The 26,905-nt window shown below is 69.9% G+C and carries 20 protein-coding genes, 1 pseudogene and 1 riboswitch; of the genes and pseudogenes, 9 read left to right on the top strand and 12 right to left on the bottom strand.

The genetic code is table 11. The features are described 5' to 3' along the window. Together ACIBO8_RS36665 and ACIBO8_RS36660 are read right to left on the bottom strand one after the other, a co-directional pair. A pseudogene (locus tag ACIBO8_RS36665) lies at positions 1-224 on the bottom strand (RNA polymerase sigma factor SigF); the annotation flags it as partial. Positions 225-458: 234 nt separating this feature from the next. After that, a complete protein-coding gene (locus ACIBO8_RS36660; protein ID WP_396120132.1) occupies positions 459-1,643 on the bottom strand; it encodes a zinc-dependent alcohol dehydrogenase in 1,185 nt (394 codons plus the stop codon). A gap of 115 nt (positions 1,644-1,758) precedes the next feature. Between ACIBO8_RS36660 and ACIBO8_RS36655 the strand changes: the two genes are divergently transcribed. Next, on the top strand, positions 1,759-2,562 hold the full coding sequence (locus tag ACIBO8_RS36655) for an SDR family NAD(P)-dependent oxidoreductase (protein WP_396120130.1): 804 nt from the start codon (positions 1,759-1,761) through the stop codon (positions 2,560-2,562). A 23-nt stretch (positions 2,563-2,585) separates the two neighbouring features. Here ACIBO8_RS36655 and ACIBO8_RS36650 read toward each other — a convergent pair whose 3' ends face one another. After that, complete coding sequence (locus ACIBO8_RS36650) at positions 2,586-4,043, bottom strand: sulfatase (RefSeq protein WP_396120129.1); 1,458 nt, start codon at positions 4,041-4,043, stop codon at positions 2,586-2,588. A 299-nt stretch (positions 4,044-4,342) separates the two neighbouring features. Between ACIBO8_RS36650 and ACIBO8_RS36645 the strand changes: the two genes are divergently transcribed. After that, positions 4,343-7,303: a discoidin domain-containing protein gene (locus ACIBO8_RS36645; protein WP_396120128.1), complete on the top strand. Its 2,961-nt coding sequence runs from the start codon at positions 4,343-4,345 to the stop codon at positions 7,301-7,303. A 122-nt stretch (positions 7,304-7,425) separates the two neighbouring features. Here the strand turns inward: ACIBO8_RS36645 and ACIBO8_RS36640 are convergent, their stop codons facing one another. Continuing rightward, complete coding sequence (locus tag ACIBO8_RS36640; RefSeq protein ID WP_396120127.1) at positions 7,426-8,985, bottom strand: cation:proton antiporter; 1,560 nt, start codon at positions 8,983-8,985, stop codon at positions 7,426-7,428. Positions 8,986-9,063: 78 nt separating this feature from the next. Then, positions 9,064-9,155, top strand: a riboswitch (ZMP/ZTP riboswitch). Between the two features lie 19 nt (positions 9,156-9,174). Between ACIBO8_RS36640 and ACIBO8_RS36635 the strand changes: the two genes are divergently transcribed. After that, positions 9,175-10,599, top strand: coding sequence for a glycine hydroxymethyltransferase (locus ACIBO8_RS36635; protein WP_396120125.1), 1,425 nt, complete (start codon positions 9,175-9,177; stop codon positions 10,597-10,599). 81 nt (positions 10,600-10,680) lie between these two features. After that, positions 10,681-11,772, top strand: a complete 1,092-nt coding sequence (locus ACIBO8_RS36630; RefSeq protein ID WP_396120123.1) for an L-dopachrome tautomerase-related protein — start codon at positions 10,681-10,683, stop codon at positions 11,770-11,772. Positions 11,773-11,776: 4 nt separating this feature from the next. On the opposite strand, the gene ACIBO8_RS36625 is transcribed toward ACIBO8_RS36630, so the two are convergent. Both ACIBO8_RS36625 and ACIBO8_RS36620 read right to left on the bottom strand, forming a co-directional pair. Continuing rightward, positions 11,777-12,706 carry a TPM domain-containing protein gene (locus ACIBO8_RS36625; RefSeq protein WP_396120121.1) on the bottom strand — a complete coding sequence of 310 codons (930 nt, stop codon included), beginning with the start codon at positions 12,704-12,706 and terminating at the stop codon, positions 11,777-11,779. Between the two features lie 42 nt (positions 12,707-12,748). Further along, positions 12,749-13,249 (bottom strand): metallophosphoesterase family protein, encoded by a 501-nt coding sequence (locus tag ACIBO8_RS36620; protein WP_396120120.1) that lies wholly within the window; start codon positions 13,247-13,249, stop codon positions 12,749-12,751. Between the two features lie 487 nt (positions 13,250-13,736). Between ACIBO8_RS36620 and ACIBO8_RS36615 the strand changes: the two genes are divergently transcribed. Continuing rightward, positions 13,737-15,920: a discoidin domain-containing protein gene (locus ACIBO8_RS36615; protein ID WP_396120119.1), complete on the top strand. Its 2,184-nt coding sequence runs from the start codon at positions 13,737-13,739 to the stop codon at positions 15,918-15,920. On the opposite strand, the gene ACIBO8_RS36610 is transcribed toward ACIBO8_RS36615, so the two are convergent. Beyond that, positions 15,904-16,893 (bottom strand): LacI family DNA-binding transcriptional regulator, encoded by a 990-nt coding sequence (locus ACIBO8_RS36610; RefSeq protein ID WP_396120118.1) that lies wholly within the window; start codon positions 16,891-16,893, stop codon positions 15,904-15,906. The genes ACIBO8_RS36615 and ACIBO8_RS36610 overlap by 17 nt on opposite strands. Before the next feature lie 145 nt (positions 16,894-17,038). Between ACIBO8_RS36610 and ACIBO8_RS36605 the strand changes: the two genes are divergently transcribed. The 4 genes from ACIBO8_RS36605 to ACIBO8_RS36590 are packed head-to-tail and all read left to right on the top strand — an operon-like array spanning position 17,039 to position 21,077. Then, positions 17,039-18,103 (top strand): sugar ABC transporter substrate-binding protein, encoded by a 1,065-nt coding sequence (locus ACIBO8_RS36605; protein WP_396120117.1) that lies wholly within the window; start codon positions 17,039-17,041, stop codon positions 18,101-18,103. Beyond that, positions 18,076-19,131 (top strand): ABC transporter permease, encoded by a 1,056-nt coding sequence (locus ACIBO8_RS36600; protein ID WP_396120116.1) that lies wholly within the window; start codon positions 18,076-18,078, stop codon positions 19,129-19,131. Before ACIBO8_RS36605 ends, ACIBO8_RS36600 begins: the two co-directional genes overlap by 28 nt. A 55-nt stretch (positions 19,132-19,186) precedes the next feature. Beyond that, on the top strand, positions 19,187-19,972 hold the full coding sequence (locus tag ACIBO8_RS36595; protein ID WP_396120115.1) for an ATP-binding cassette domain-containing protein: 786 nt from the start codon (positions 19,187-19,189) through the stop codon (positions 19,970-19,972). A 52-nt stretch (positions 19,973-20,024) separates the two neighbouring features. After that, positions 20,025-21,077 carry a DUF2332 domain-containing protein gene (locus ACIBO8_RS36590; protein ID WP_396120114.1) on the top strand — a complete coding sequence of 351 codons (1,053 nt, stop codon included), beginning with the start codon at positions 20,025-20,027 and terminating at the stop codon, positions 21,075-21,077. On the opposite strand, the gene rhaI is transcribed toward ACIBO8_RS36590, so the two are convergent. The 5 genes from rhaI to ACIBO8_RS36565 are packed head-to-tail and all read right to left on the bottom strand — an operon-like array spanning position 21,074 to position 26,833. Further along, complete coding sequence (rhaI, locus tag ACIBO8_RS36585; protein ID WP_396120113.1) at positions 21,074-22,240, bottom strand: L-rhamnose isomerase; 1,167 nt, start codon at positions 22,238-22,240, stop codon at positions 21,074-21,076. The two genes, ACIBO8_RS36590 and rhaI, sit on opposite strands and share 4 nt — an antisense overlap. 13 nt (positions 22,241-22,253) lie before the next feature. Next, entirely contained in the window at positions 22,254-23,330 is a 1,077-nt protein-coding gene (gene rhaS, locus ACIBO8_RS36580) for a rhamnose ABC transporter substrate-binding protein (RefSeq protein ID WP_396120112.1), read from the bottom strand. A gap of 26 nt (positions 23,331-23,356) precedes the next feature. Beyond that, positions 23,357-24,337 (bottom strand): ABC transporter permease, encoded by a 981-nt coding sequence (locus tag ACIBO8_RS36575; RefSeq protein WP_396120111.1) that lies wholly within the window; start codon positions 24,335-24,337, stop codon positions 23,357-23,359. Next, a complete protein-coding gene (locus tag ACIBO8_RS36570; RefSeq protein WP_396120110.1) occupies positions 24,330-25,346 on the bottom strand; it encodes an ABC transporter permease in 1,017 nt (338 codons plus the stop codon). The genes ACIBO8_RS36575 and ACIBO8_RS36570 overlap by 8 nt, the downstream gene beginning before the upstream one ends. After that, positions 25,343-26,833: a sugar ABC transporter ATP-binding protein gene (locus tag ACIBO8_RS36565; protein ID WP_396120109.1), complete on the bottom strand. Its 1,491-nt coding sequence runs from the start codon at positions 26,831-26,833 to the stop codon at positions 25,343-25,345. The genes ACIBO8_RS36570 and ACIBO8_RS36565 overlap by 4 nt, the downstream gene beginning before the upstream one ends. Positions 26,834-26,905 lie beyond the last annotated feature (72 nt).

The following is a 26,905-nucleotide window of genomic DNA, read 5'->3' as shown; positions in this document are numbered from 1 at the left end:
TGGACCAGGTCGTCGGTGGGTTCGCCGCGGCCGGAGTAGCGGTGGGCGAGGTGGCGGGCCAGCGGCAGCCAGGCCTCGATCGCCCGATCGCGCAGCGCGGCGCGGGACGGGTGACCGGCCGGCATCGCGGCCATCGCGTGGAGAAGGTCGGCGGCGCTGTCCGCGGGCGCCTCGGTGGTCGCCGTCGGGGTGTGCTTCGACGGGGCCGACTGGGTCACAGTCATTCGTGGTCCTCCCTGGCACCTGTCCGGAGAGCCGGCCCGGCGGGGGAAGCCGGGCCCGAGTCGGGCAGGGTGTCGTCTCGGTTCGTGGGTGGACGGCGATCGATGGATCGCCGTTTCCCGCGCATGCTGGGCCGTTCGGTTAAGACGACCTTAGCTGACCAGCCGAGGCGTGACTAGCCGAAAGTATGAGTCACTTTGCGTGAGTGAACCACTACAGTGCTGTATCCTGCCCCGTCAGGGCTTCAGCACGACCTTGATGCAGCCGTCCTCCTTCTTCTTGAAGATGTCGTACGCGTGCGGCGCCTCCTCCAGCGGAAGGCGATGCGTCACCAGGTCGTCGACGCCCAGCGGGTCGTCGTCCCCGGTGAGCAGGGGCAGGATCTCGTCGACCCAGTGCTTCACGTGGGCCTGGCCCATCCGCAAGGTCACCCCCTTGTCGAAGAGGTCGAACATCGGGAACGGGTCCGCCTGGCCGCCGTACACGCCGATGATCGAGACCGTACCCGCCCGGCGGACCGCCGCGAACGCCGTGCGCAACGCGCCCATGCGGTCGACCCCGGCCTTGTCGATCGCCTTGCGGGCGACCGCGTCCGGCAGCAGGCCGGCGGCCTTCTGCGCGAACTCCTGGAACGGCGTGCCGTGCGCCTCCATCCCGACCGCCTCGACCACGCAATCCGCCCCGCGCCCGGACGTCAGGTCCCGCACGGCCGCCGGTACGTCGTCGACGTCGTCGAAGTCGATCACCTCGATGCCGTGGCGGCGGGCCATCTCGAGCCGCTCCGGGACGTTGTCGGTGGCGATGACCCGCTCGGCGCCGAGGTGGCGGGCGATCCGGGCGGTCATCTGCCCGATCGGGCCCAGGCCCGTGACGAAAGCCGTGCAGCCGGGCGTGATGTCGGCCCACTTGGCGGCCTGCCACGACGTGGTCAGCACGTCGGAGAGGAACAGGTAGCGCTCGTCCGGGTGGCCCTCCGGCACCTTGATCGGACCGAAGTGCGCCTGCGGGACGCGCAGGTACTCCGCCTGGCCGCCCGGGACGTGGCCGTACAGCTTGGTGTAGCCGAACAGCGAGGCGCCCTTGTTGTGCTCCTTGACCTGGGTGGTCTCGCACTGGGCGTAGTAGCCGCGGCTGCACATGAAGCAGTAGCCGCAGGAGATGTTGAACGGGATCACCACCCGGTCGCCGGGGCGGATGTGGGTGACCTCGGGACCGACCTCCTCGACGATGCCCATGGGCTCGTGGCCGAGGATGTCGCCCTGCTCCAGGTACATCCCCAGGACGTCGTAGAGATGCAGGTCCGAGCCGCAGATCGCGGTGGAGGTCATCCGTACGATGGCGTCCGTGGGCTCCTGGATCTTGGGGTCCGGAACGGTCTCCACCGACACCTTCGAGGTGCCCTGCCAGGTCAGTGCGCGCATCCGATACTCCGGCTCTCGTCGACGGCCAACGCCAAGGATGTGCCCGCATCTTCCGAGGATTAACGCATCGCTTGCCGGGCACACCGCGACAAGACGACGAGGAGGGCGAGATCAGATGACGACACCCACCGGCCGCGAGTTCGCCGTGGTCACCGGAGCGTCGAGCGGCATCGGGTACGAACTGGCCCGGCAGTTCGCCGACCACGGCTACGACCTGTTGATCACGGCGGAGGATCAGGACATCGAGCAGGCCGCGGTGGACCTGCGCCGGGACGGCCAGAACGAGGTGACCGCCGTCCGGGCCGACCTCGCGACGTACGACGGCGTCGAGACGCTGTACGAGCGGATCCGCGCCACCGGCCGCCCGGTCGACGCGCTCGCCCTCAACGCCGGCCGTGGTCTCGGCGGCGACTTCACCCGAGACACCGACCTGCGCGAGGAACTGAACATCATCGACGTGAACGTCACGTCCACGGTGCACCTCGCCAAGCGCGTGCTCCCGGACATGGTGGCGCGCGGTTCCGGCCGGGTGCTGTTCACCTCCTCGATCGCGTCGATGATGCCCGGCACGTACCAGGCGGTCTACAACGCGTCGAAATCCTTCGTGCAGTCCTTCGCCGAGGCCGTACGCGCCGAGCTCAAGGACACCGGCGTCACGGTCACGTCCCTGATGCCGGGGCCGACGGATACCAACTTCTTCGAGCGCGCCGACATGATGGACACCCGGGTCGGCACCGCCGAGAAGGACGACCCGGCCCAGGTCGCGGAACAGGGCTTCAAGGCCCTCATGAAGGGCGAGGAGAAGGTCGTCGCCGGGTCCCTCAAGACCCGGGTGCAGGGGGCCGCTTCCAAGATCATGCCGGACAAGGCCAAGGCCGAGATGCACCGGAAGATGGCCGAGCCGGGCTCGGCGGACTGAGCCGAGTCCCGCCGCGCCGGCGGTCAACCGCCACCACAGGCGTCGCTGCCCTTGCACGTCCGCAGCTTCTCCAGCGCGCCATGCAACTGGGCGGCACGCTCTGATGACAACGTGGCAACGGCGTTGACGAGTTCGTCAGGGTCGGCGGTCCGCTCGTAGTACTCGGTTCCGCCGCCCTGGTACTCGACGTACGTGAAGTCCGGCCCGCGCAGCGCGGCGTAAGTCGGCGGATTGCCGCTCGCGGGATCCTGCCTGTCCGGGTCGTCCGCCGCATTGCCGGGGCCGTGGTGCTCGACCAGGCCGATCTTCGGCCGACCCGAGGCCGGGTGGCCGCGCAGCAGCGGCACCAGGCTGCGCCCGTCCACCGACTTCTCGGTCGGCACCCCGCCGAATTCCTCGAACGTCGGGCGCAGGTCGATGTTCTGCACCGGGGCATCCACGGTGGCGCCCTTCAGCACACCCGGCCCGGCCACCACGAGCGGCACGTGCACGTCATGGTCGAAGGCGGTCTGCTTGCCCGCCGCCAGCCGGTGCTCGCCCAGATGGAAGCCGTTGTCCGAGCTGAAGACCACGGCCGTGCGGTCGGCCACCCCGGCCTGCTCCAGCGTCTGCCGCAGATCCCCGATCATCCGGTCGACCGACTGCACCGACTGCACCCGCTTCCGGTACGCCGTATCGATGGCCGCGACCTGCCCGGCGCTCAGCGGCTCCCGCCCGGCCAGCCAGGCCGGCGCATGCGCGGGCAGCGTGTCGAAGGACGGCCCGCGCGGCGCCTTCAGCCCGGGAAACGCCTGCTCATCCTGCGGAGCCGGGGTGTACGGCCCGTGCGGTGAGAAGGTCGCGACCTCCAGCAGAAACGGTTCGCCGGCCTTGGCCGCCGCGGCGACGAACGCCTTCGCCTTGCCCTCGATGACCGTCGTCAGGTAATCCCCGGGCGCCTTGCCGTAGTGCTTGACCTGGCCGTTCTCGTTGAGGTTGTAGTTGTATTCGGGGTAGCCGGCCCCGGCCACATCCCACTCCGTCCATCCCGGACGCACCCCGTGCTCCTGGGGCAGGTAACCGTTGAGGTACTTGCCCATCATCGCGGTCCGGTAGCCCCGCTTCTGCAGCGTGGTGGCGAAGGTGTCCCGCTCCTGCTCTCGCTGGAAAACGTGAAACCCACCGTCGTCGCCGCTGTTGGTGAACACGCCGGTGTTGTGCGGGAAGCGACCGGTGAAGATCGACGACCGCGACGGGCAGCACAGCGAGTCGGTCACGGTGTACTGCGAGAACGTCGTACCGTCCCGAGCCAGCGCCTGCACATTCGGCATGTACTGCACCAGGTTCGCCGACAGATCGTCGGTGAGCACGAACACCACGTTCGTCCGGCCGGCCGGGTCGTCCGGCCCGGATCCCCGCCCGGCACACGACCCGGCGGTCAGGCCGAGCAACAGCATCATCGGGGCGAGTGCCGCTCCGGCACGGGACAAGGAAAGCCTCATCGCCCGGACGCTAGGCGCTCATCGATCGACGACCATCAGACCGGCGTACGAAGTTCGTAAAGAGGGCTGGCACGCCGGGGCGCCGGCTCTGAAGGTGAACGAACCGGCGCCTCGTCGTGGGGAACGTGCGGGTCGCGGGGGACGGTACGCACAGTTTCATCGATGCATCAGTTAACAGGCAAGCAATCCTGGTTCCGGAACCGTCGCCCGGCAGGTGTCGATGAATTTGACAGCATTCGGGGCTGACGCGAAGGGTATGGGAGACAGCCTGTTCCGCCCCGGAGGTCCCGTTGTTCGCCATGTCCCGCCGCCGGCTGCTGACGCTCGCCGGCATCAGCGGCGTGAGCAGCGCATTCGCCTCGTCGCCGACCTGGGCGGCCGGGCCGTCGGCGGCACCGGACCCGGTTGCGGACATCTATCGCGAGCTGCTGCACGTGCACACCCGGTGGGTGGAGGAGCAGTGGGATCCCTCGATCGGGGCATACCGGGCTGATGACCTTCGCTTCACGGCCGTGCTGGGCAACGCCGTGCTGCTCGGCATGGACGACTTCGACCCCCTTCTCGCCACCGTCGACGCAACCACGCTGAAGGCCAGGACCGTCGCGACCATCCAGCGCTACGCCGCGAGCAACCGGCTCGCCGGCGGCACCGAGTGGGGGCGCCGGCTCTTCTGGGACTCGACCTTCGAGCTCTACTTCGTGCTCGCCGCCCGGCTGATGTGGGCCGACCTCGACCCGCCGACCCGGGCGAACGTGCAGCTGATCGCCGAGGGGCAGGCGGCGTACGCGTACCAGCTCAACGCCGGCGACGACCCGATGAGCGACGGCTGGACGCCGAACGGCACCGACGGCGGCTGGCGCGGCGACACCAAGCTCGAGGAGATGGGCGTCTACGCCCAGGCGCTGGCACCCGGCATCGCGTGGACCACGGACACCGCCTCGGCCTCGGCCTGGCGGGCCCGCTTCCTCTACTGGGCGTCGAACGCGAGCGCGCTGCCCGCGGCCGACCGCGCCAACCCCGCGATGGTCGACGGCGACCGGGTCGACCGGCGCAGCACCGCCCACAACCTGCACGACACCTTCATCGTGGAGAACCACGGGTCCGCCAACCCGCACTACCAGGCGGAGCTGTGGCGTACGGCCGGCCGCGCGGCCATCCACTTCCTGGTGGCGGGCCGCCCGCTGCCGGAGGTGTTGACCCACCAGCCCAACGGCGAGCAGCTCTGGCGCACCCTTCGGCTGCTCGCCAGCGACGCCGGCGAGCCGTTCATGCCGATGATCGCCGACCGCTACCACCTGTACGGCCGCGACGTGCTCCCGCTCGCGTTCCTGGCCCAGGTGCAGGGCGACCGGCACGCGGCCCGGGCCGAGGCCGACCTCGCCGAGCGGCTGATGCCGTACCTGCGGTACGACCCGGCGTACCGGCTCACCAAGTTCAGCGGCGAGGAGAAGTACGAGCCCGAGGCCCGCGCGGAGCTCGCCATCGCGTACCTGTTCCACAAGCTGCGCAAGACACCCTCGGAGCCGGTCTCGAAGGCGCAGTTCTTCCGGGAAGCGAGCGGTACCCGCAATTTCGGCGACGACGTGGGGTTGACCGTCCACCAGTCCCCGGCGGCCTTCGCGGCAGCGGTCACCAAGCCGGAGCTGGTGAACTTCCTCTGGCAGCCGGCCCACGACAATTGGCTGGTCGACACCCGGGCCCCGGCCTTCCTGCCCGCCGGCTCGTCCGCCGCCGGCCGATGGACCGGAGTGTGGTCCAAAACGCGCGACGGCGTTGACGCGACGGCGACCGTGCTGGCCGTCGGCGGAGGATATGCGGGATACGCCACGCTGCCCACCGGCACCGTCGTCTACGCCAGCACAGGGCTGCCGGGCGAGGGCGAACTCACCCTGTTCAACCTGACCATGCCCGGGGTGCCGGGCCTCGACGGAACCCGCACCTTCACCTTCGCCGGCGGTCGGGCCCAGCTCGCCGACCAGATGACCGGCGACATCACGTTCACCCCGCGCGACGCCCGCTACGTCCGCATGCTCGGCCGCGAACCCGGCACGGAGTACGGCTACTCGATCTGGACCTTCTCGGTGCTCGACGTAAGCGGAGCCGACCTCGCCCAGGGTGCCATGCCGACCGCGTCCTCCGAGGACGTCTGGTACCCGGCGCGCAACGCCACCGACGGCAACCCGGAAACCCGCTGGGCGGTGGCACGCGAGGAACGCGGCCGAGCCGACAGCTGGCTCGCCGTCGACCTCGGCTCACCCGTACAGGTCGCCGGAGTCCGGATCGCGTGGGAAGCCGCGTACGGAAAAAGCTTCGTCATCCAGACCTCGACCGACGGCCGGACCTGGACCGACGCCGCCGCCGTGCCGGAAACCCGCACGACCACCCGCTGGGTCGGCATCGACGGGCGCGCCGGCATCGTCACCCACGGCGGCAAGGGAAAGATCACCGTCACGGCCACGTCGGTCAGCGCGCCGGCCCCGATCATCGAGGGGTACGCGAACCCCCGCAAGGACCTGGCCCGGGCGGCCGCGCGCAAAGTACCCACGGCCGAGGGCCTCACGGTCAGCGACGCCGACGGCCACCTGAGCATCTTCAACTTCTCACCGAACACCGTCCGCAACGTGAGGGTACGGATCCCGGGACGGTACAAGCTCTACCGCGGCCGCCAGGTGCTGACCAAGGACGGCCTCGAATGGCCGATCAGCCTCAACGGCGGAACAGCCCGCGTCGAGCCGCCCCGCTTCACGGTCGCGGGCGATCCCCCGGTCGGCACGCGCTACGACGTCCAGGACTCGCACCACGTCACCGTCACCGCCCCGGCCAAGCACCGAGCCGTTGTCACGCTCCACTGCGGTCACTGGTCGAAGACCGTACGCGTACCCGCCGGCAAGTCCCGCAGCGTCTCGATGCCGGGCGGCCCGGTGACCCCGACAGCCGATCTCGCCCGTGGCCGCACCACGTTCCCCACCTCGCCGCTGCCGGCGGGCATGACCTCACCGGAGCGGGCAGTCGACGGGAATCCGGGAACGTCGTGGCGTCCGGGTCCGGCCGGTCGGATGGTGGTCGACCTGGGCGACGTGGTTCCTGTGACGGGCGTCCGGGCCGCGTGGACGAAGGGTCGGCGGCCGGGCTGGCATACCGAGGCCTCGGCGGACGGGTTGAGGTACGGACCGCTCGAGGACCGGGCCCGTTATGTCGCCATCGTGGTGGAGGACTGGCGTCCCGGCGACGCCGAACTCGTGGAGCTGGCGGTCACTTGACCGTCAGCTGGAAGAGGGTGAGCCGGCTTTCGGCCAGACGGTGCGGTGGCGCCGGGTGCGGAGCCGGGACGAGTGCAGCGTCGTGGACATGGCGCGACCCTTCGCCGGGAGGGCGGCCGGTTTCACGGCATTTTCGGCATGGTGTGCTGGGCGGCCTGGCGCAGGTCGAGCTCGGCGATCAGGTTCCGGGCGGTGTCCTCGTCGAGCTCCCCCTCCATGACCGCCTTGCTCAGGGCGTTGCGCCGGCGGTCGAAGTCGCCGTCTGCGTTGCCCGTCGCGGCGCCCGCGGCGATCTCCTCGCCGCGGACGCGCATCGCGGCCGCCTGCTCGGTCTCGGCGCGGACGTCCATGCCGAGCCGGCGTACGAGCCAGCGCACGGTCGTACCCTGGATGAGCAGGGTGCCCAGCGTGACGACCAGGGCGATGGCCTGCGCGGGCCCGCGGCCGGGGAACAGCCGGCCGTCGGACGTCGTCTCCGGGATCGCCGCCGCGGCCGCCAGGGTGAGGATGCCGCGCATCCCGGTCCAGCCGACCACCAGCGTTTCCCGCGCGGTCGGTGGGCCCAGCGGAGTGTCGAACCGCCTCCGTCCGCGCATCCGGCGCGTCCTGTACTCCTCCGCTCGCCGTGCCCGCACGGGGTCGGCCTCGCGGCGTCGTTTGTTCAGCAGCTCGTTGAGGCGCCAGCGGCCGAACAGCAGGTAGACGGCGGCCAGGCGCACCACGATCGCCGCGAGCAGCAGGACGCCGGCGGCTACGAGCGTACGGGTCAGACCAGGGTCCTCGTCCGCCCGCAGCTCCTCGACGACGAAGCGGAGCTGCAGCCCGATGTACGCGAAAACGAACGTCTCGAGGAGGAAGTCGACGACCGGCCAGAACGCTTCCTCCTGCAGCCGGGTCCGGTACGCGCCCGGGTACTGATGCCGCGGATCCATCGAGGTGTTGATGCTGATCGAGAAGGCCGCCGTGACCACCGCGAGGATGCCGGAGGCGTGCACCTGCTCGGCCAGGAGGAATGCGGTGAACGGTACGAGCAGCACGAGCGCCGTCTCGAGCGTGGAATTCCCCAGCCTCTTGCGGATCGACAGGGTCGCCGCCGACAGCCCGGCCCCGATCGCGAGACCGACGCCGGCGTTGTAGAAGAACTCCCGGATGCCGCCGCCCCACGAGGTGTGGTCGCCGCTCACCGCACCGACCGCGATACTGAAGAGGGTCAGCGCGGTGGCGTCGTTGACCAGGCTCTCGCCGGTCAGGATCGTGGTGACCCGGCGTGGCAGCCCGAGCTCCGCGCCGTGCGAGACGGTGGTGATCGTGTCCGGCGGCGCCAGCACCGAGCCGATGACGAAAGCCGCGGCCAGGCCCAGCGACGGCAACAACCACGACGACAGTACGCCGAGCGCGCCGGCGGTGAGCACCACCAGCAGCACGCCGAGGTTGATGATCGCGCGCAGGTTCTGGTTGAACCCGGAGAACGAGGCGGCGCGGGTGGCCGAGTACAGCAGCGGCGGCACCACGATGGCGAGCAGCAGTTCGCTCTCCAGCTCGAGCCGCGGCATCCCGGGCACGAAGCTGACCGCCGCCGCGAGCGTCACGACGATGAGGCCGGGTTGCATGCCCCGCCGGTGCGCGAGCGCGGAGATCGCGATGCCGGCCGCGGCGATGAGCAGGATCTGGACACCGTTCACCCGCCCAGGCTAATGATCCACGTCACGCGCGGGCGCCTGGAAGGGATGTGACCGGGGCGCCCGGCGCCGGTATGCTCGTCCGCGGGCCGTGACTGGCGCGTTCAAGATGGATGACCATCGGGGAGCGGTCCCACCCACCGGGGTGACTGCCGTGCGCCTGGGCCTCATCACCTGTGATAGGGAGGTCCGATGTCTGAGCTGAACGCCGAATCGACCGCTTTCCGTGCCGCGCTGGACGCCGTGCGCGCCGTCGAGCCCCGGATCGCCGACGCGATCGCCAAGGAGCTGCACGATCAGCGGGAGTCCCTCAAGCTGATCGCGTCCGAGAACTACGCGTCCCCCGCCGTGCTGCTCGCGATGGGCAACTGGCTCTCCGACAAGTACGCCGAGGGCACCATCGGCCGCCGCTTCTACGCCGGCTGCCAGAACGTCGACACCGTCGAGTCGGTCGCCGTCGAGCACGCCAAGGCGCTGTTCGGCGCGCCGTACGCGTACGTGCAGCCGCACTCCGGCATCGACGCCAACCTGGTCGCGTACTGGGCGGTGCTCGCCGACCGGGTCGAGGCTCCGGCGCTGGCCAAGGCGCAGAAGCGCAACGTCAACGACCTCACCGACGCCGAGTGGGCCGAGCTGCGCCAGGCGTTCGGCAACCAGCGGATGCTCGGCATGTCGCTGGACGCGGGCGGCCACCTCACCCACGGCTTCCGCCCCAACATCTCCGGCAAGATGTTCGACCAGCGCAGCTACGGCGTGGACCCGGCCACCGGCCAGATCGACTACGCCGCCCTGCGCGAGTCGGCGCGCGAGTTCCAGCCGCTGATCATCGTCGGTGGCTATTCGGCGTACCCCCGCAAGGTGAACTTCCGGATCATGCGGGAGATCGCCGACGAGGTGGGCGCGACCTTCATGGTCGACATGGCGCACTTCGCGGGCCTGGTCGCCGGCAAGGTCTTCACCGGCGACTTCAACCCGATCGAGCACGCCCACATCGTCACCACGACGACCCACAAGAGCCTGCGCGGCCCTCGCGGTGGCGCGGTGTTCTGCCAGCCGGAGCTCGCCGACCAGGTCGACCGCGGCTGCCCGATGGTCCTCGGCGGCCCGCTCGGCCACGTGATGGCGGCCAAGGCGATCGCCTTCGCGGAGGCGCGCCGGCCGGAGTTCGCGGACTACGCGCAGCGCATCGTCGCCAACAGCCAGGCGCTCGCCGAGGGCCTGATGAAGCGCGGCGCGACGGTGGTCAGCGGCGGCACCGACAACCACCTGGTCCTGATCGACGTCGACAAGTACGGTCTGACCGGCCGCCAAGCGGAGCAGGCGCTGCTGGACAGCGGCATCGTCACCAACCGCAACGCGATCCCGCAGGACCCGAACGGCGCCTGGTACACGTCCGGCATCCGCATCGGCACCCCGGCCCTGACCACCCGCGGCCTCGGTACGGCGGAGATGGACCAGATCGCCGAACTCATGCACACGGTCCTGTCGCAGACGAAGGCCGGCGCGTCCAAGGCCAAGTTCGACCTGGACCCGGCCGTCGCCGACCGGGTCAGCAAGCAGGCCAACGAGCTGCTCGCCGCGTTCCCGCTCTACCCGAGCGTCGACCTGGGCTTCTGAGAACCACGAGGGAACGGGCCCGGCTCCAGCCGGGCTCGTTCCGTCTGTTTCAGCGGGTGACGCCGGGGGTATCCGCTTCCGATGATCGACCAACCCGCCGCCGAGCCCATCGGCTCGCTGGAGACGGTGCACACGTTCGACTGCGGCCCGATGCCCACCGGCGTCGCCGTGTCGGCCGGCGGCCGGATCTTCGTGAACTTCCCGAAATGGGGCGACGAGGTCGTCTTCACCGTCGGTGAGCTGCGCGACGGCAGCGTCGTCGCCTATCCCGACCAGGCGCACAACACTCCGGCCGGCAACGACGACCCGAGGGCGTTCGTGTCCGTGCAGAGCGTCGTGGTCGACCCGGCGAACCGGCTCTGGGTTCTCGACACCGGCTCGCCGATGTTCGAGGACACGCAGGTCGGTGGCCCCAAGCTGGTCTGCATCGACCTCGCCACCGACACCGTGGTGCACACGATCTGCTTCGACCGCACGTCGGTGTTGCCCACCACCTATCTCAACGATGTGCGGTTCGACCTGCGGCGCAAGGTCGCGTACATCACCGACTCGTCGGACCGGGGCCCGAACGGCATCATCGTGGTCGACCTGAGAAGCGGGACGGCCTGGCGGCGCCTGCACGACCACCCGTCCACCAAGGCGGAGCGGCCGCCGGACTTCCTGCCCGTCGTGGAGGGCGCGCCGTTCCTGGAACGCCCCGCGGACGGGCCGCCCGAGCCGGTCACCATGGGCGCGGACGGCATCGCGATCGCCGCCGACGGCTCGCGGCTCTACTACTGCCCCCTGATGTCCCGGCACTGGTACAGCGTCTCCACGGACGCCCTCGTCGACCGGGACGTGAGCGACGACGAGGTGGCGGCGACGGTGGTGGACGAAGGGGACAAGGGTGGTGTCTCGGACGGCCTGGAGACCGACGACCAGGGCCGCTTCTACCTGACGAATCCCGAGCACAACGCCATCCTGCGGCGGCTGGCGGACGGGACGATGGAGACGCTCGTGCACGACCCGCGGCTGCTGTGGACCGACACCATGTCGGTGACGGACGGGTACGTGTACGTCACCGCCAACCAGCTGCACCGGCAGGCCACGTACCAGAACGGGCGTGACCTGCGGCGCTATCCCTATTCGCTGTTCCGCGTACCGATCGATGCGGGCCCGGTACGGCTGATCTGAGCCATCACCAGCTCCCCGACGCGCCGGAGCCGTCGGAGCTGCCGCCCCCGAAGCTGGAGCTGGAGCTGGAGCTGGAGTCGAAACCCGAGGAGCTGTTCGAGCTGGTGGAGCCGAAGCTCCCGGCCATCCAGGTGGCGTGGTGCACCGAGTCGTGGTGTGACCGCCGCCGGTTACTCGCCGTGCCCGCCGGACCGGCGGAAGCGGGCGACGAGGCCGAGGCGCGGCCGATGCCGATCGCGAGCAGGACGAGCACGAACAGGGCGCCGACCGCGAAGATCCCGATCGGCAGCGAGTCGTCGTCGCTCTCCTCGGTGAACCCGGGATCATCGCCGCTGAAGAAGGACTCGTCACCGGTCGTGGTGGTGGTGCCGTCCGACTCGTCCGCCGCGGTGGGACGCGTCGCCGGTGCCAGCGACGTCAGCCGGGCGTTCGCAGGGATGCTGTGGCCGAGAGCGCCGCGTACCTCATCGAGGCCGGACAGGACGCCCCGGGGATAGTCGTCCTCGGCGAAGGGCGGCGTGACGACCTCGTCGATGATCCGCTGGGCCTCGCCGTCGCTGAGCCGGTCGGCGGCGCCACGGCCGGTCTCCAGCCGCACGGTGTGGTCGTCGATCGCCACGACGAGCAGAACCCCGTTGTTGCGGTCCTTCTTGCCGACGCCCCAGGTGTTGAAGAGCCCCGTGCTCCACGCCTCGATGCTCTCGTCCCCGGTGGTGGGGACGACGGCGACCGCGATCTCGTCGGAGGTGGCCTTCTCGTCGCGCAGGAGGATCGTGGTGATCTTCTTGCACAGCGCGGCGCCCAGCACGCCGGTCCGGTCGACGCAGCGTCCGTCGGCCCGCGGATAGGCGGGCGCAGCCTGAGCCGGAGCCGCCAGACCCACCACGGTGACCGCCACGACGGCGGCCACCGGGGCCCACACTCGTGATCTCATGTCGCTCAATATGAGGCACGCCGTCAACGAAGGTGGTCCTGGTCAGGCTCGGGCCACGCGGTGCAGCTCCACCTCCGAGATCCGGCCGCCCGCGATCGTCGCCGTCATGAAAGTGCAGTGCGGCTGCCGGCGCCGATCCGTGGGTGAGCCGGGGTTGAGCAACCGCAGTCCCCCGGGCGCCGTCGTGTCCCAGGGGATGTGCGAGTGGCCGAACACCAGGACGTCCGTGTCGGGGAAGGCTTCCGCGCAGCGCTGGTCCCGGCCCTTGGCGTCGCCGGTCTCGTGGATCACCGCCAGCCGTACGCCTTCGAGGTCCGCCCGGGCGACCTCCGGGAGGCGTGCGCGGAGGGCGGGCCCGTCGTTGTTGCCGTAGCAGGCGATCAACCGGCGGGAGCGGGCCTCGAGCGCGTCCAGCATCGCGGCGTCGACCCAGTCGCCCGCATGGATCACCACGTCCGCCGCGTCGATCGCGGCCCACAGGTCGGGCGGGAGGTCGCGGGCTCGTTTCGGGACGTGGGTGTCGGTCGTCAGCACCAGCCGCATACCGCCACTGTAAGGGGTGCGGATGGCCGGATTGCCGGGTAAGCCCGTCCTCCTCGAAACAGCTCATTCGGGCACGTCAATGGCTGCGCAAAAAGCGTTATCCGTCGCCGCCCGGCACCGTCGCGGCGGAGCCTTCGGGAGCGGCGCCCGAATCACGAATGCCCAGGTCGCAGCGGTGATGGCGGCTCGATAGTGGACGGTGCGAGGGGTTGATGTCAGCGGTTCGCGGGTGAGGGACCGGATCGGGACCAACCGTAAGGCGGAACCGGTTCCGGAACCGCTGGTGTAATCAGTTCGCCGAACCTTTGACACATCGACGTAACGAACTTAGCGTCCTCACCACGGGGAGCGCTCTCTCAGGATCGCCTTCCCCGTACGGAGCTTTCCCCGGCTTCGTCCTCGCCGCGTGAGACCGGCTCCGTTTCCCGCGGCGAGGCACTCCGGACGCGAACCCCGCGCGTCCGGTCCCTCCGTACCAGGAGATGCCATGACCGTCCCCGCAGTCATCCCCCGATCCCGCCGCCGGTGGCGCCTCGGTGCCGCCGGCGGCTTGGTCGTCGCCGTCGTCACGGCGTTCGGCGCGTTCACGACGCTCGCCGCACATGCCGCCGAGACGCTGCTCTCCCAGGGCAAGCCCGCCACCGCCTCGTCGTCGGAGAACCCGGGCGTCTACCCGGCCTCGGCGGCGGTCGACGGCAACACCGGCACCCGCTGGTCCTCCGCCTTCGCCGACCCGCAGTGGCTCCAGGTCGACCTCGGCGCCAGCTCCGCGATCACCCGCGTGGAGCTGAACTGGGAGGCGGCGTACGCGAAGACCTTCAAGATTCAGACGTCCACCAACGGCTCGACCTGGACCGACGCCAGCGCGGCGCTCGCCGGTCAGCTCGGCACCCAGAGTGTCTCCGTCAGCGCCACCGCCCGGTACGTGCGCATGTACGGCACGGAACGGGCGACCCCCTACGGCTACTCGCTCTGGGAGTTCAAGGTCTTCGGCGGCGGCACCACCGACCCGACCATCCCGGGCGGCGGCAGCCTCGGCGCGAACGTCATCGTCTTCGACCCGTCGATGTCCTCGGCGTCCATCCAGAGCCAGGCCGACACCATCTTCCGCCAGCAGGAGTCCAACCAGTTCGGCCTCCAGCGGTACGTCCTCGCCTTCAAGCCGGGCACGTACAACGGCCTCAACATCCAGGTCGGCTTCTACACCTCGGTGCTCGGCCTCGGCCAGAACCCGCAGGACACACGGATCAACGGTGACATCACCGTCGACGCGGGCTGGTTCCAGGGCAACGCGACGCAGAACTTCTGGCGGTCGGTCGAGAACCTGTCCGTCTACCCGGTCAACGGCGCCGACCGGTGGGCCGTGTCGCAGGCGGCGCCGTTCCGCCGGATGGACGTGCACGGCGACCTCAACCTCGCCCCCAACGGGTACGGCTGGGCGTCCGGCGGCTACATCGCCGACTCGCGGATCAGCGGCTCGGAGCAGCAGTACTCGCAGCAGCAGTGGTTCACCCGCAACAGCCAGATCGGCTCCAGCCTCAACGCGGTGTGGAACCAGACCTTCGTCGGCGTGCAGGGTGCTCCGGCGTCGAGCTTCCCGAACCCGCCGTACACGACGATCGGCACCGCGCCGGCGATCCGGGAGAAGCCGTACCTCTACCAGTCCGGCGGTCAGTACGCGGTCTTCGTGCCGAACCTGCAGCAGAACGCCTCGGGCGCGACCTGGGTCAACGGCAACACCCCGGGCACCAGCATCCCGCTGAGCCAGTTCTACGTGGCCAAGCCCGGTGACTCGGCCGCGACGATCAACCAGGCGCTGGCGCAGGGCCTGAACCTGATCTTCCAGCCGGGCGTCTACCACGTGAACCAGACGATCAACGTGACCCGCGCCAACACGGTCGTGCTCGGCCTCGGCTACGCGACGATCATCCCGGACGGCGGCGTCACGCCGATGCAGGTGGCCGACGTGGACGGCGTGAAGGTCGCCGGCCTGCTCTTCGACGCCGGCACCAGCAACTCGGCGAACCTGCTGGTGGTCGGCCCGAACGGGTCCTCGGCCAACCACGCCGGCAACCCGACCACGATCCAGGACGTGTTCTTCCGGATCGGCGGCTCGATCGCCGGCAAGGCCACCAACAGCCTGCTGGTGAACAGCAGCAACACGATCATCGACCACATCTGGGCGTGGCGCGCCGACCACGGCAACGCCGGCACGTACGGCTGGACGGTCAACACCGCCGACACCGGCCTGATCGTGAACGGTCAGAACGTCATCGCGTACGGGCTCTTCGTCGAGCACTACCAGAAGTACGAGGTCATCTGGAACGGCAACGGCGGCCGCACGTACTTCCTGCAGAACGAGCAGCCGTACGACCCGCCGTCGAACGCGGCGTGGCGCTCGGGTGCCAACGGGTACGCGGCGTACAAGGTGGCGGACAACGTCACGAGCCACGAGGCGTGGGCGATGGGCAGCTACTGCTACTTCAACGTCAACCCGCAGGTGCACTCGGACCGCGGCTTCGAGGTGCCGGTGAACGGTGGGGTGCGGCTGCACAACGTCTTCACGGTCTCGCTGGGCGGGGTCGGGGTCATCGACCACGTCGTCAACAACACCGGCGGCGCGGCTCAGGGCACGGCGACCGTGCCGGTGACGGTCACCAACTTCCCGTAGGCCGCAGCTCTCCCGAACCGCGCGGGATCAGCATCGTCGGGATGCTGATCTCGCGCGGTTCCGCTGTGTGCCCGTCGATGCGCTCGAAGAGCGCCCGTGCCGCCGCCCGGCCCATCGCGGCCGGGTCCTGGGCGACCACGGTGACCGGGGGATCGAGCAGGTCGGCGAGGGGGAAGTCGTCGAAGCCGACCAGGGCCACCCGGCGGTGCAGGCCGAGGCGCCGCAGGGCCCGCACCGCGCCGATGGTGATCAGGTTCTGGGCGGTGAACAGGGCGGTCGGCGGGTCCTCGAGGGTCAGCAGGGCCGGCGTCGCCGCCTGTACGCCCCGCCCCGGCTCGACCGCCTCGCAGACCGGCAGTCCCGCGTCGCGCATCGCGTCCCGGTAACCGAGCCGACGGCTGCGCGAGGTGGCTATTCGCGGGGCGTCGGCCAGGAAGGCGATCCGGCGGTGCCCGTGGGCGATCAGGTGCCGGACGGCCTGGGCCGTCCCGGAGCGATTAGTGGCCAGCACCGTGTCTCCGCGGTAGCCGGCGGCGGGCCGGTCGACGAACACGACGGGGATGTCGGGCTGGAGTTCGCGGGCGAGGTAGCCCTGATCCGGAGCGGTCGGCGCCACGATGAGGCCGTCGGCGTGCCGTCGTGCGAACGCTCCGGCGAGGTCGCGCTCCCGGACCGGGTCGTCGTCGAGGCTGCCGGTGAGGACGTGGACGCCGCGGGCCCGCGCCTCGTCCTCGACCGCCCGGTGCACGGCCGCCGAGAACGGGTTGCTCACGTCCTCGAGCAGCAGCCCGATCGTGCGCGTACGCCGGTCGTTGCGGCGCAGCATGGTCGCGCCCAGGTTGGGCCGGTAGCCGAGCATGGCGACGGCGGCCCGGACCCGGGCGGCGAGCGCGGGGTCCACCGTGCTCTCGCCGTTGACCACCCGGGACACGGTCTTGAGGCTGACGCCCGCGCTCCGGGCGACGTCGTTCATCGTGGGCCGCCCCATCTCTCCCCCTGGCGCTGATGATCACTGATTGCAATGAACTGGAAACTAATTGTTGACAGTCGATCCCCCGAGTCGTCTACTGCAAGACAACGTTGTCTCTGGATTCCTGCTAAATCGATTTGGAGGAGACATGCGTGGATCAACGCTGATCAGGCGAGGTCGACTCGGTCCCGCACTGGCCGCCACGGCGTTACTTTTCGGCACGGCGGCGTGCGGCGGTGACGACGGGGGCGGTGGGTCGGGCGGCGGCGAGATCGCCGGCCTGATCACCAAGACCGATACGAACCCGTTCTTCGTCAAGATGAAGGAGGGGGCGCAGCAGGCCGCGACACAGCAGGGTTTGAAGCTGCAGTCGTTCGCCGGCAAGCAGGACGGTGACAACGAGGCGCAGGTGCAGGCGATCGAGAGCCTGATGTCCGCCGGCGCCAAGGGCTTCCTCATCACGCCCAGCGACTCGAAGGCCATCGTGCCGTCCATCGACAAGGCGAGGCAGCAGGGCATGCTCGTCATCGCGCTCGACACGCCCACCGATCCGGCCAATGCCGTCGACGCTACCTTCGCCACCGACAACTACCAGGCCGGCAAGCTCATCGGACAGTGGGCGAAGGCCAAGTTCGAGAAGGAGGGCAAGCAGGCGAAGATCGCGATGCTCGACCTCAACGCCAACCAGGTCTCCGTGGACGTCAAGCGCGACCAGGGATTCCTCGACGGCTTCGGCATTCAGGTCGGCGACGCCAACAAGATCGGCGACGAGAACGACCCGCGGATCGTCGGCCATGACGTGACCGACGGCGCGGAGGACAAGGGCCGTACGGCGATGGAGAACCTGCTCCAGAAGGACCCGTCGATCAACCTCGTCTACACCATCAACGAGCCGGCGGCGGCCGGGGCGTACCAGGCGCTGAAGGCGGCCGGCAAGGACAAGGCCGTCACCATCGTCTCGATCGACGGCGGCTGCCCCGGCGTCGACAACGTCGCGAAGGGCGTCATCGGCGCGACCTCCATGCAGTTCCCGCTCAAGATGGCGTCGCTCGGCGTCGAAGCCATCGCCAAGTTCGCCAAGAACGGCGAGAAGCCGAAGGCGACCGAGGGCAAGGACTTCGTCGATACCGGTGTCCAGCTGATCACCGATCAACCGCAAGCCGGCGTGGAGGCCAAGGACTCCGCGTGGGGCAAGCAGAACTGCTGGGGCTGACCATGGCGACCGCAACCGAGACCGCATCGCCCGACTTCGACGTCAACCGGCACGACTCGCTCGGCCTGCGCATCCAGCACATCCTGCACGGTAATCCGGTGCTCGGCCCGCTGGCCGTCCTGATCGTCGCGATCATCGCCTTCTCGCTCTTCAACGCTCGCTTCTTCTCGGCGGCGAACCTCTCGCTGGTGCTGGCCCAGGTGACCGTCATCGCGACCCTGGCGCTCGGCCAGACGCTGGTGATCCTCACCGCCGGCATCGACCTGGCGGCGGGCGCCATCGCGGTCTTCTCCTCGATCCTGATGGCCAACTTCTGCACCAAGCTGGGCATGCCCGGCCTCATCGCGCTGGTGCTCGGTTTCGCCTGCGGCACGGCCATGGGAGCACTCAACGGCTTCCTGGTGACCCGGATCAAGCTGCCGCCGTTCATCGTCACGCTCGGCACGCTGACCATCTTCTTCTCGCTCAACGCGGTGGTCTCCAAGAGCGAGACGGTACGCGGTTCCGACATGCCGTCGCTCATGACGTGGACCGGCACCACGATCCCCATCGGCAGCTTCCGGCTCACCTACGGCTCGATCATCATGCTGCTGCTCTTCGCGGTCTTCTACTACGCGCTGAGCTCCACGGCGTGGGGCAAGCACGTGTACGCGACCGGTGACGACATCGAGTCCGCGCGGCTCGCGGGTATCCGTACCAACCGGGTGCTGTTCTCGGTGTACACGCTCGCCGGCCTGCTCTACGCCATCGGCGGCTGGATCCTCATCGGCCGGCTGGCCTCGGCGAGCCCCAACGTGGGCGTCGACTACAACCTCGACTCGATCACCGCCGTGGTGCTCGGCGGCACGAGCCTCTTCGGTGGTCGCGGCGGCGTCCTGGGCACGCTGATCGGCGCCCTGATCGTGGGCGTCTTCCGCAACGGCCTCCAGCTCGCCGGCGTCGAAGTCGTCTGGCAGGGCTTCGCCATCGGCCTGCTCGTCCTCGTGGCCGTCTCTCTCGACCAGTGGATCAGGAAGGTCAAGTCATGACCGACTGCACCGCAGCGAAGCAAGGGCCAGGAGGGCATGACATGGAGGTGCAGTCGTGAACGGCAACGGGGCTACTCCTGTCCTGCAGGCCCGCGGGCTCACCAAGCGGTACGGCCGGGTCGTGGCGATCGACGGCAGCGACCTCGAGCTCTACCCGGGCGAGATCCTCGCGGTCATCGGCGACAACGGCGCCGGCAAGTCCAGCCTGATCAAGGCGTTGTCCGGGGCGCTCATCCCGGACAGCGGCGAGATCCATCTCGACGGGCGACAGGTCCACTTCCGCAACCCGATGGAGGCCCGCGAGGCCGGCATCGAGACCGTGTACCAGACCCTGGCCGTGGCGCCCGGCCTGGACATCGCCGACAACCTGTTCCTGGGCCGCGAGCAGCGGCGTTCGGGCCCGCTCGGCTCGGTGTTCCGGATGCTCGACCGCAAGCACATGCGCTCGGAGGCCAGGCGGCACATGTCGGAGCTGGGCATCGGCACCCTGCAGAACATCGGCCAGGCGGTGGAGTCCCTCTCCGGCGGCCAGCGCCAGGCCGTGGCGGTGGCCCGATCGGCGGCCTTCGGCAGCAAGGTGGTGATCCTCGACGAGCCGACGGCGGCGCTCGGCGTCAAGGAGGGCAATCGCGTGCTCCAGCTCATCCGCGACGTCCGCGACCGCGGCCTGCCGGTGATCCTCATCAGCCACAACATGCCGCACGTCTTCGAGGTGGCGGACCGGATCCACATCCAGCGCCTGGGCCGCCGGGCGACGGTCATCACCCCGAAGTCGCATTCCATGTCGGAGGCGGTCGCCATCATGACCGGCGCCGCCCCGCCCCCACCGCACGCCGTCTGAAGGGGTGTCTCGCGGGCCGCGCCGGCCCGCGAGACCTCCTAGAATCCCCGGGATGCCACTCGCTCAGGTCTACCGGCGCTTCGGTGAGGTCGACGCCGCCGGCACATCGCCGCTGTACGAGCGGGTCGCCGTCGCCCTGAGCGAGTCCGGCGAGGCGCTGCGCGCCATCGAGAAGGCACCCGGCCGCAAACGGCACCCCGCGCTGATCCTCGCCGCCCTGCGCGACCTCGCTCTCGCCGGAGAGGCCCCCGCGCTCGCCGAGGCCTATGCCGCCGGGGACGGCGAAGCTGCCGCCCGCGCGGCGATCGACACGCTGGTGCAGAAGACCGACACGGTCGCGGCCACAGCCGCGCGCCGACGGGTACGGAGCGACGAGACCGGACGCTGCGCCGTGCTGTATCCGGCCATCGCCGAGGCGGCGCACCGGGCCGGTGCGACGGCCGTCGGGCTGATCGACGTCGGCTGCTCGGCAGGGTTCAATCTCCAGGTCGATCGGGTCGGCATCACGTACAGCAACGGGCTGTCGCTGGGCGACCGGTCGTCTCCCGTACAGATGTCGGCTTCGATCGTCAGGGAATGGGCTGTCCCGTCGCGGGCGGTGCCCGAGGTCGTCGCCCGGCTCGGCGTCGACCTCCATCCGGTCGACGTGACCGACGCGGACGAGGCCCGATGGCTACGCGCCTGCCTCCCGCCCGACCAGCCGGAGGGCATCGCGCGGCTCGAGGCGGAGATCGCGCTGGCGGCGACGGCTCCTCCGGTGCTGCTGCAAGGGGACGCCCTCGAAACGCTGCCCGAGGCCTTTGCCCGGGTGCCTGACGGCGCGCTGCCCGTCATCACCACGACGTGGACGCTGTCGCAATTCCCGCTCGAGAGCCGCCTGCGCTTCCTGCACCGCCTCGACGAAGTGGCGGCCCACCGGGCCGTGGCGTGGGTGTCCGTCGAGGGGGTCGGGGTCGCGCCCGCGATACCCACGTTCGGTGATCGCCGCGCCTCCGGCCACAGCATCATCGGCCTGGCGGTGTTCGCGGGGCCGGATGTGCGCGTCGAGGCCGTCGGCCGCTGCTGGTCGAAGGGCCGCCTGGTCGCCTGGCTGGCCGAGGGCTAGGCGCCCCAGCCGGCCTGCTCGCCGCCGACGCGCTCCGCCACGATCTTCTCCTGGTAGCCGCTGCGCCGATAGGCGGCCGCCGGATCCGGATCCAGGCCCATGTCCGCGCGCACCTCCGCGAGCAGGGGCCGCACATCGGTGTTGTACGCGTCCATGAACACCGCGTTCGCCTCGAGCACGTCGCCGTCGTTCTGTGCCTTGGCCAGGGCGTCCCGGTCCACCAGCAGTGCCTTCGCGGTCGCCTCCTGGATGTTGAGCACCGAGCGGATGATGGCGGGCACCTTCGTCTCGATGTTGTGGCACTGGTCCAGCATGAAGGTGATTCCGTACGCCGGATCCAGCGCGTCGCCGCGGACGATCTCGTACATGATGCGGAAGAGCTGGAACGGGTCCGCTGCCCCGGCCATGAGGTCGTCGTCGGCGTAGAAGCGGCTGTTGAAGTCGAAGGCGCCCAGCTTCTTCTGCCGCAGCAGGAACGCCACGATGAACTCGATGTTGGTGCCCGGCGCGTGGTGGCCGGTGTCGATGCAGACCGTCGCCTTCTCGCCCAATTCGAGGCAGTGCGCGTACGACGTACCCCAGTCCGGGACGTCGGTGGCGTAGAAGGCGGGTTCGAAGAGCTTGTACTCGAGCAGGATGCGCTGGTTCTCGCCCAGGCGGTCGTACGCCTCGCGCAGCGCCGCGGCGAGCCGGTCCTGGCGGTGGCGCAGGTCGTCCTGGCCAGGGTAGTTGATGCCGTCGGCGAACCACAGCTTCAGATCGCGGGACCCGGTCCGGTCCATGATGTCGACGGCCTCGAGCAGGTGGTCGGTCGCCTTGCGGCGGACGCCGGCGTCCGGGTTGGTCACCGAGCCGAGTTTGTAGTCGTCGTCCTGGAACACGTTGGTGTTGATCGCACCGATGCCTACTCCGAGGGAGCCCGCGTAGTCGGCGAGCTCGCGGTAGTCGTCCACCCTGTCCCAGGGGATGTGCAGGGCGACCGTCGGCGCGACGCCGGTGAACCGGTGCACGACGGCGGCGTCGGCGATCTTCTCCTGCGGGTTGCGGGGCACGCCGGGCTGTGCGAAGACCTTGAACCGGGTGCCGGAGTTGCCGAAGGCCCACGACGGGGTCTCGATCCGCTGCGCGGCGAGTGCCCGCTTGACGGCGGCCAGGTCAGCCATGGGATCCCTGCTCTCAGAAGTGGAACTGGTCGATGTTCTGGGCGGTGAACTCGGTGGGCGGGCCGAGGACGATCTCGCCGTCCGCGCCGATCGTGTACTCGCCGAGCTTTCCGGCGGTGAACTTCTCGCCCTCCTTGCCGGTGATCTGGCCGGAGGCGAGCGCGGCGCCGGCGTACGCGGCCAGGTAGCCGATGTCGGCCGGGTTCCACAGGGCGAACTTCTTCACCGTGCCGTCCTTGACGTACTCGCGCATCTGGTTGGGCAGGCCCAGGCCCGTGATCGCGACCTTGCCCTTGTAGTTCGAGGAACTGACGTAGCGCGAGGCCGCGGCGATGCCCACGGTGGTGGGGGAGACGATGACCTTCAGATTCGGGTACGACTGCAGCAGGCCCTGCGCCTCCTGGAACGACTTCTGATCGTCGTCGTTGCCGTACGCGATCTTGACCAGCTTGAGCTTGCTGTTCTCGGGCTTGGCCAGCTCCTTCTTCATCACCTCGATCCACGCGTTCTGGTTGGTGGCGTTCGGGGTGGCCGAGAGGACCGCGATCTCGCCCTCGCCGCCGGCCAGCTCGTTGGCCATCTTCACGAGGCTCTCGCCGATGCCCTGGGTGGTGGCCTGGTTGATGAAGGCGTCGCGGCAGTCCTTGGAGGCGTCCGAGTCGAAGGACACCACCTTGATCTTCGCCTGCCGGGCCTGGTTGAGCGACGGGCAGACCGCGTTGGGGTCGTTGGCCGCCACCACGATCACGTCCTGTTGCTGCTGGATCAGCGTGTTGATGTAGCTGACCTGCGAGGAGGCGCTGGCGTCGTTCGGACCGACCAGCTTGTACTCGCCCTTGAGCTCGCCGACCGCCACCTTCCCGCCGCTCGTCTCCACGTCCGAGTACGGGTTGTTCAGCTGCTTGGGCAGGTACGCGATCTTCAGGCCCTCTTTGATCTTCGCGTTGGGGTCGGCGGAGGCGCCGCCCTGGGCCGCCGCGCCGCCGTTCGACGAGGCGCTGTCCTTGGTGGTGCCGCCGCAGGCGGCGAGACCCAGGACGAGGAGTGAGGCGCTGGCTGCGGTCAGTAGCCGACGGGGGGAACGAAGCATGACGAACTCCTGTGAGGACGGGGAAATCAGTGAGCGGCGGCCTGGCGGAGTCTCCGCCGATGCCATGTGGTGCGCAGAGACGAGGCGATGTTGGGCAGCAGGACGGAGAGGACCAGGAGGGCACCGGTGACGATGTTGAGGGCCTGACCCGACACGTCCTGCAGGCGCAGGGCGTTCTGCAGCGCGGCGAGCAGGAGCACACCGGCGAGCACGCCGGGCAGCGTGCCCCGGCCGCCGAAGATCGAGACGCCGCCGAGCAGGACCGCGGCGACGACCGCCAGCTCCAGACCCGAGCCGTTGTCCGCGCGGGCGCTGGAGTAGCGCAGGGTCCACAGCACGCCCACCAGGCCGGCGATCGCGCCGCTGGCCACGTACAGCCAGAATTTGGTGCGGGCAACCCGGATGCCGGAGAAATGCGCGGCCTGGGCGTTGGCCCCGATCGCGTAGAGCGAGCGGCCGAAGGGGGTCGCGTGCAACGCGACCCCGGCGACCACGGCCAGGGCGACGATCAGGATGAGCACGTTCGGCACGGCACCTCCGCCGATCGTCCCGGTGACCCAGCCGGTGTAGTTCCACGGGAAATCGGCGACCGCGCCATCGCCGAGCACCACGAAGGCCAGACCGCGGTAGAGCGCGAGCGTGCCGATCGTGACCGCCAGCGAGGGCAGGCCCAGTCCGGTCACCAGGAAGCCGTTGAAGGCGCCGAGGACCGCGCCGACCACGATGCAGAGTGGGATGATCGTCTCGATCGACAGGCCGTGGTTCCAGAACCAGCCCATCAGCGAGCTGGTCAGGCCCAGCGTGCTGGCCACCGAGAGGTCGATCTCGCCGGTCACGATGACGAAGGTCATGGTCAGCGCGACCAGCACGATCGGCATCAGGTCGAGGACGAGGAAGGTGAAGTTGCGGCTGGTCCCGAAGTTGGGTACGGCCACGGACGCCACCACGAGCACTACGAGCGTCAGAAGGATGATGATGCTGTCCCAGCTCGCGAGCCGCCTAGACATGGCTGTCCCTCTTCCTCAGGGAGCGGGCGATGCGGACCGCGACCAGGCGGTCGGCGCAGATGGCGAGGATGATCAGCGCGCCGACGATGGCCTGCTGCCAGAACTGGTTGATGTCGAGGACGGCCAGGGCGCTGCCGATGACCGTGAGCAGCAGGGCGCCGAGGCCCGCGCCCCACACCGTGCCGCTGCCGCCGAAGACGGCCACGCCGCCGACCACCACCGCGGCCACGACGTTGAGCTCGTACCCGGTGCCGGCGGCCGCGTCGACGGTGCCGAAACGGGCGGCGAACAGCACCCCGGCCAGTCCGGCGAGGGCGCCGCTGACGGTGAACGCGCCGAGGAGGTTGCGGGCGACGCGGATGCCGGCGAGCTCCGCGGCCTGGGGGCTGGAGCCCATCGCGTACAGCTCGCGGCCGACCCGGTAGTTTCGCATGATCAGCGAGACGCCGCCGACCACGACCAGGGCGATCAGGACCAGCCACGGTACGCCCGCAATCGAGGCATTGGCGAAACGCAGGAAGTGCCGGGGTAGCTCGTCGGCATTGACCTGCTGCCCGCCGGCCCACGAGTACGTGATGCCGCGATACATGTAGAGCGTGCCGAGGGTGACCACCAGCGCGGGCACCCGGCCGAAGCGGACCAGTACGCCGTTGACCACGCCGGCCATCGCCCCCACCGCGAGGCCGGCCAGGACCGCCACGACCATCGGCAGGCCCGGGTTCGCGCTCATCATCGTCGCGACGGTGAAGGCGCTGAGCCCCAGCACCGAGCCGACGGACAGGTCGATGTTGCGGCTGATGACGACGACCGCCTGCCCGGCCGCCATGACCGCGAGGATCGCCGTGTTGAGCAGGATGTCGCGGATGCTCTGCCCGGACAGGAAGCGCGGATTGCTGACCGCGGTGTAGCCGACGAGCACCGCCAGGGCCAGGATGATCCCCAGCTCCCGGGTCTTCACCAGCCCGCCGGCGCGGCGCTTCGGTGGGGTGGTGGCCAGCGCGGCGGTCATCGTGGCTGTCCCATCGCCGCGTACATGACGGCCTCCTCGGTGGCCTCTTCGCGGGTGAGGCGCGCGGCGACGTGGCCCTCGCGCAGGACGATGATGCGGTCCGCCATGCCGAGCACCTCGGGGAGCTCGGAGGAGACCATGACGACGGCGAGCCCGCGTGCCGCCAGCTCGGACAGCAGCCGGTGCACCTCGGCCTTGGTGCCGACGTCGATGCCGCGGGTGGGCTCGTCCACGATGAGCAGCTTCGGCCCGGTGGCCAGCCACTTGGCGAGGACGACCTTCTGCTGGTTGCCGCCGGAGAGCGTGCCGACCGGGTCGGACAGCCGGCCGAACTTGGTCTGCAGCTGCCGCGTCCAGGTCGCCGCCTCGCGCCGCTCGGAGCCGCCGAGCAGCAGGCCCAGCTTGGCCAGGGCTCGAGAGCGGGGCAGGGTGACGTTGCGTTCGATCGACAGCTCCATGACCAGGCCCTGCTGACGGCGGTCCTCGGGCACCAGACCCATCCCGGCCGCCATGGAGGCGCGCGGGGAGCCGGGCTTGAGCTTCCGTCCGAGGAAGCGGACGGTGCCCCGGTCGTAGCGGTCGACGCCGAACACCGCCTGCATCACCTCGGAGCGGCCGGCGCCGACCAGGCCCGCCAGGGCGACGATCTCGCCGGCCCTGACCGTGAAACCGATGTCGCGGAAGACGCCCTCGCGGCTCAGCCCCTCGACCTCCAGGACGGTCTCGCCGACGGCTGCTTCCTGCTTGGGATACAGCGCGCTGAGGTCGCGCCCGACCATGCGGCGGATCATGTCGTCCACGCTGAGCTCGCTGACCGGCTCGGTGCAGACGTGCCGGCCGTCGCGCATGATCGTGACCCGCTGACAGAGGGCGGTGATCTCCTCGAACCGGTGCGAGATGAACATGATCGCGGCGCCCTCGTCGCGCAGCGCCCGGGTGACGGCGAAGAGCCGGTCCACCTCGACGCCGCTGAGCGCCGCGGTCGGCTCGTCCATGACCAGGATGCGCGCCTCGCTGGACAGGGCCTTGGCGATCTCGACCAGCTGCTGGTCGGCGATGGACAGTCCGCGCGCGGGACGACCCGGGTCGATGTGCACGCCCAGCCGCGTGAAGAGCCGGTGTGCGGTCGCGGTCATCGCCTTGCGGTCGACCTGCCGGAGCCGGGTCAGCGGCGGGTTGCCCATCGCGATGTTCTCGGCGACCGAGAGGTCGGGGAAGAGCGTCGGCTCCTGGTAGATGACGGCGATGCCGGCGGCCTTCGCGGCGGCCGGGCCGGCGAACTCGGTCTCCACGCCGTTGACCGCCAGGGTGCCGGTGTCGGGCCGGTGCACGCCGGCGAGCATCTTGACGATGGTGGACTTGCCGGCGCCGTTCTCGCCGACGAGGGCGTGCGCCTCGCCGCCGAGGAGGGAGAAGCTGACACCCTGGACGGCGGCCACCGCACCGAAGGACTTGGTCACGTCGCGCACATCGAGCAGGGCGCTCACGGCCACCTCCGGACGGGTTGAAATGTTTCAGACGCCGTGCCACGAAGGTAGGTGGCGCCGATCACACGTGTC

It is taken from the genome of Actinoplanes sp. NPDC049681, assembly GCF_044465265.1.
GTDB lineage: Bacteria > Actinomycetota > Actinomycetes > Mycobacteriales > Micromonosporaceae > Actinoplanes.
This window is presented reverse-complemented; position numbering and strand designations above follow the sequence as displayed.

Bases quoted from the DNA above. Each gene is read 5' to 3' on its own strand.
- ACIBO8_RS36660 (WP_396120132.1), bottom strand. From the start codon at position 1,643: ATGCGCGCACTGACCTGGCAGGGCACCTCGAAGGTGTCGGTGGAGACC.
- ACIBO8_RS36655 (WP_396120130.1), top strand. From the start codon at position 1,759: ATGACGACACCCACCGGCCGCGAGTTCGCCGTGGTCACCGGAGCGTCG.
- ACIBO8_RS36650 (WP_396120129.1), bottom strand. From the start codon at position 4,043: ATGAGGCTTTCCTTGTCCCGTGCCGGAGCGGCACTCGCCCCGATGATG.
- ACIBO8_RS36645 (WP_396120128.1), top strand. From the start codon at position 4,343: ATGTCCCGCCGCCGGCTGCTGACGCTCGCCGGCATCAGCGGCGTGAGC.
- ACIBO8_RS36635 (WP_396120125.1), top strand. From the start codon at position 9,175: ATGTCTGAGCTGAACGCCGAATCGACCGCTTTCCGTGCCGCGCTGGAC.
- ACIBO8_RS36630 (WP_396120123.1), top strand. From the start codon at position 10,681: ATGATCGACCAACCCGCCGCCGAGCCCATCGGCTCGCTGGAGACGGTG.
- ACIBO8_RS36625 (WP_396120121.1), bottom strand. From the start codon at position 12,706: ATGAGATCACGAGTGTGGGCCCCGGTGGCCGCCGTCGTGGCGGTCACC.
- ACIBO8_RS36620 (WP_396120120.1), bottom strand. From the start codon at position 13,249: ATGCGGCTGGTGCTGACGACCGACACCCACGTCCCGAAACGAGCCCGC.
- ACIBO8_RS36615 (WP_396120119.1), top strand. From the start codon at position 13,737: ATGACCGTCCCCGCAGTCATCCCCCGATCCCGCCGCCGGTGGCGCCTC.
- ACIBO8_RS36610 (WP_396120118.1), bottom strand. From the start codon at position 16,893: ATGAACGACGTCGCCCGGAGCGCGGGCGTCAGCCTCAAGACCGTGTCC.
- ACIBO8_RS36605 (WP_396120117.1), top strand. From the start codon at position 17,039: ATGCGTGGATCAACGCTGATCAGGCGAGGTCGACTCGGTCCCGCACTG.
- ACIBO8_RS36590 (WP_396120114.1), top strand. From the start codon at position 20,025: ATGCCACTCGCTCAGGTCTACCGGCGCTTCGGTGAGGTCGACGCCGCC.
- rhaI (WP_396120113.1), bottom strand. From the start codon at position 22,240: ATGGCTGACCTGGCCGCCGTCAAGCGGGCACTCGCCGCGCAGCGGATC.
- rhaS (WP_396120112.1), bottom strand. From the start codon at position 23,330: ATGCTTCGTTCCCCCCGTCGGCTACTGACCGCAGCCAGCGCCTCACTC.
- ACIBO8_RS36575 (WP_396120111.1), bottom strand. From the start codon at position 24,337: ATGTCTAGGCGGCTCGCGAGCTGGGACAGCATCATCATCCTTCTGACG.
- ACIBO8_RS36570 (WP_396120110.1), bottom strand. From the start codon at position 25,346: ATGACCGCCGCGCTGGCCACCACCCCACCGAAGCGCCGCGCCGGCGGG.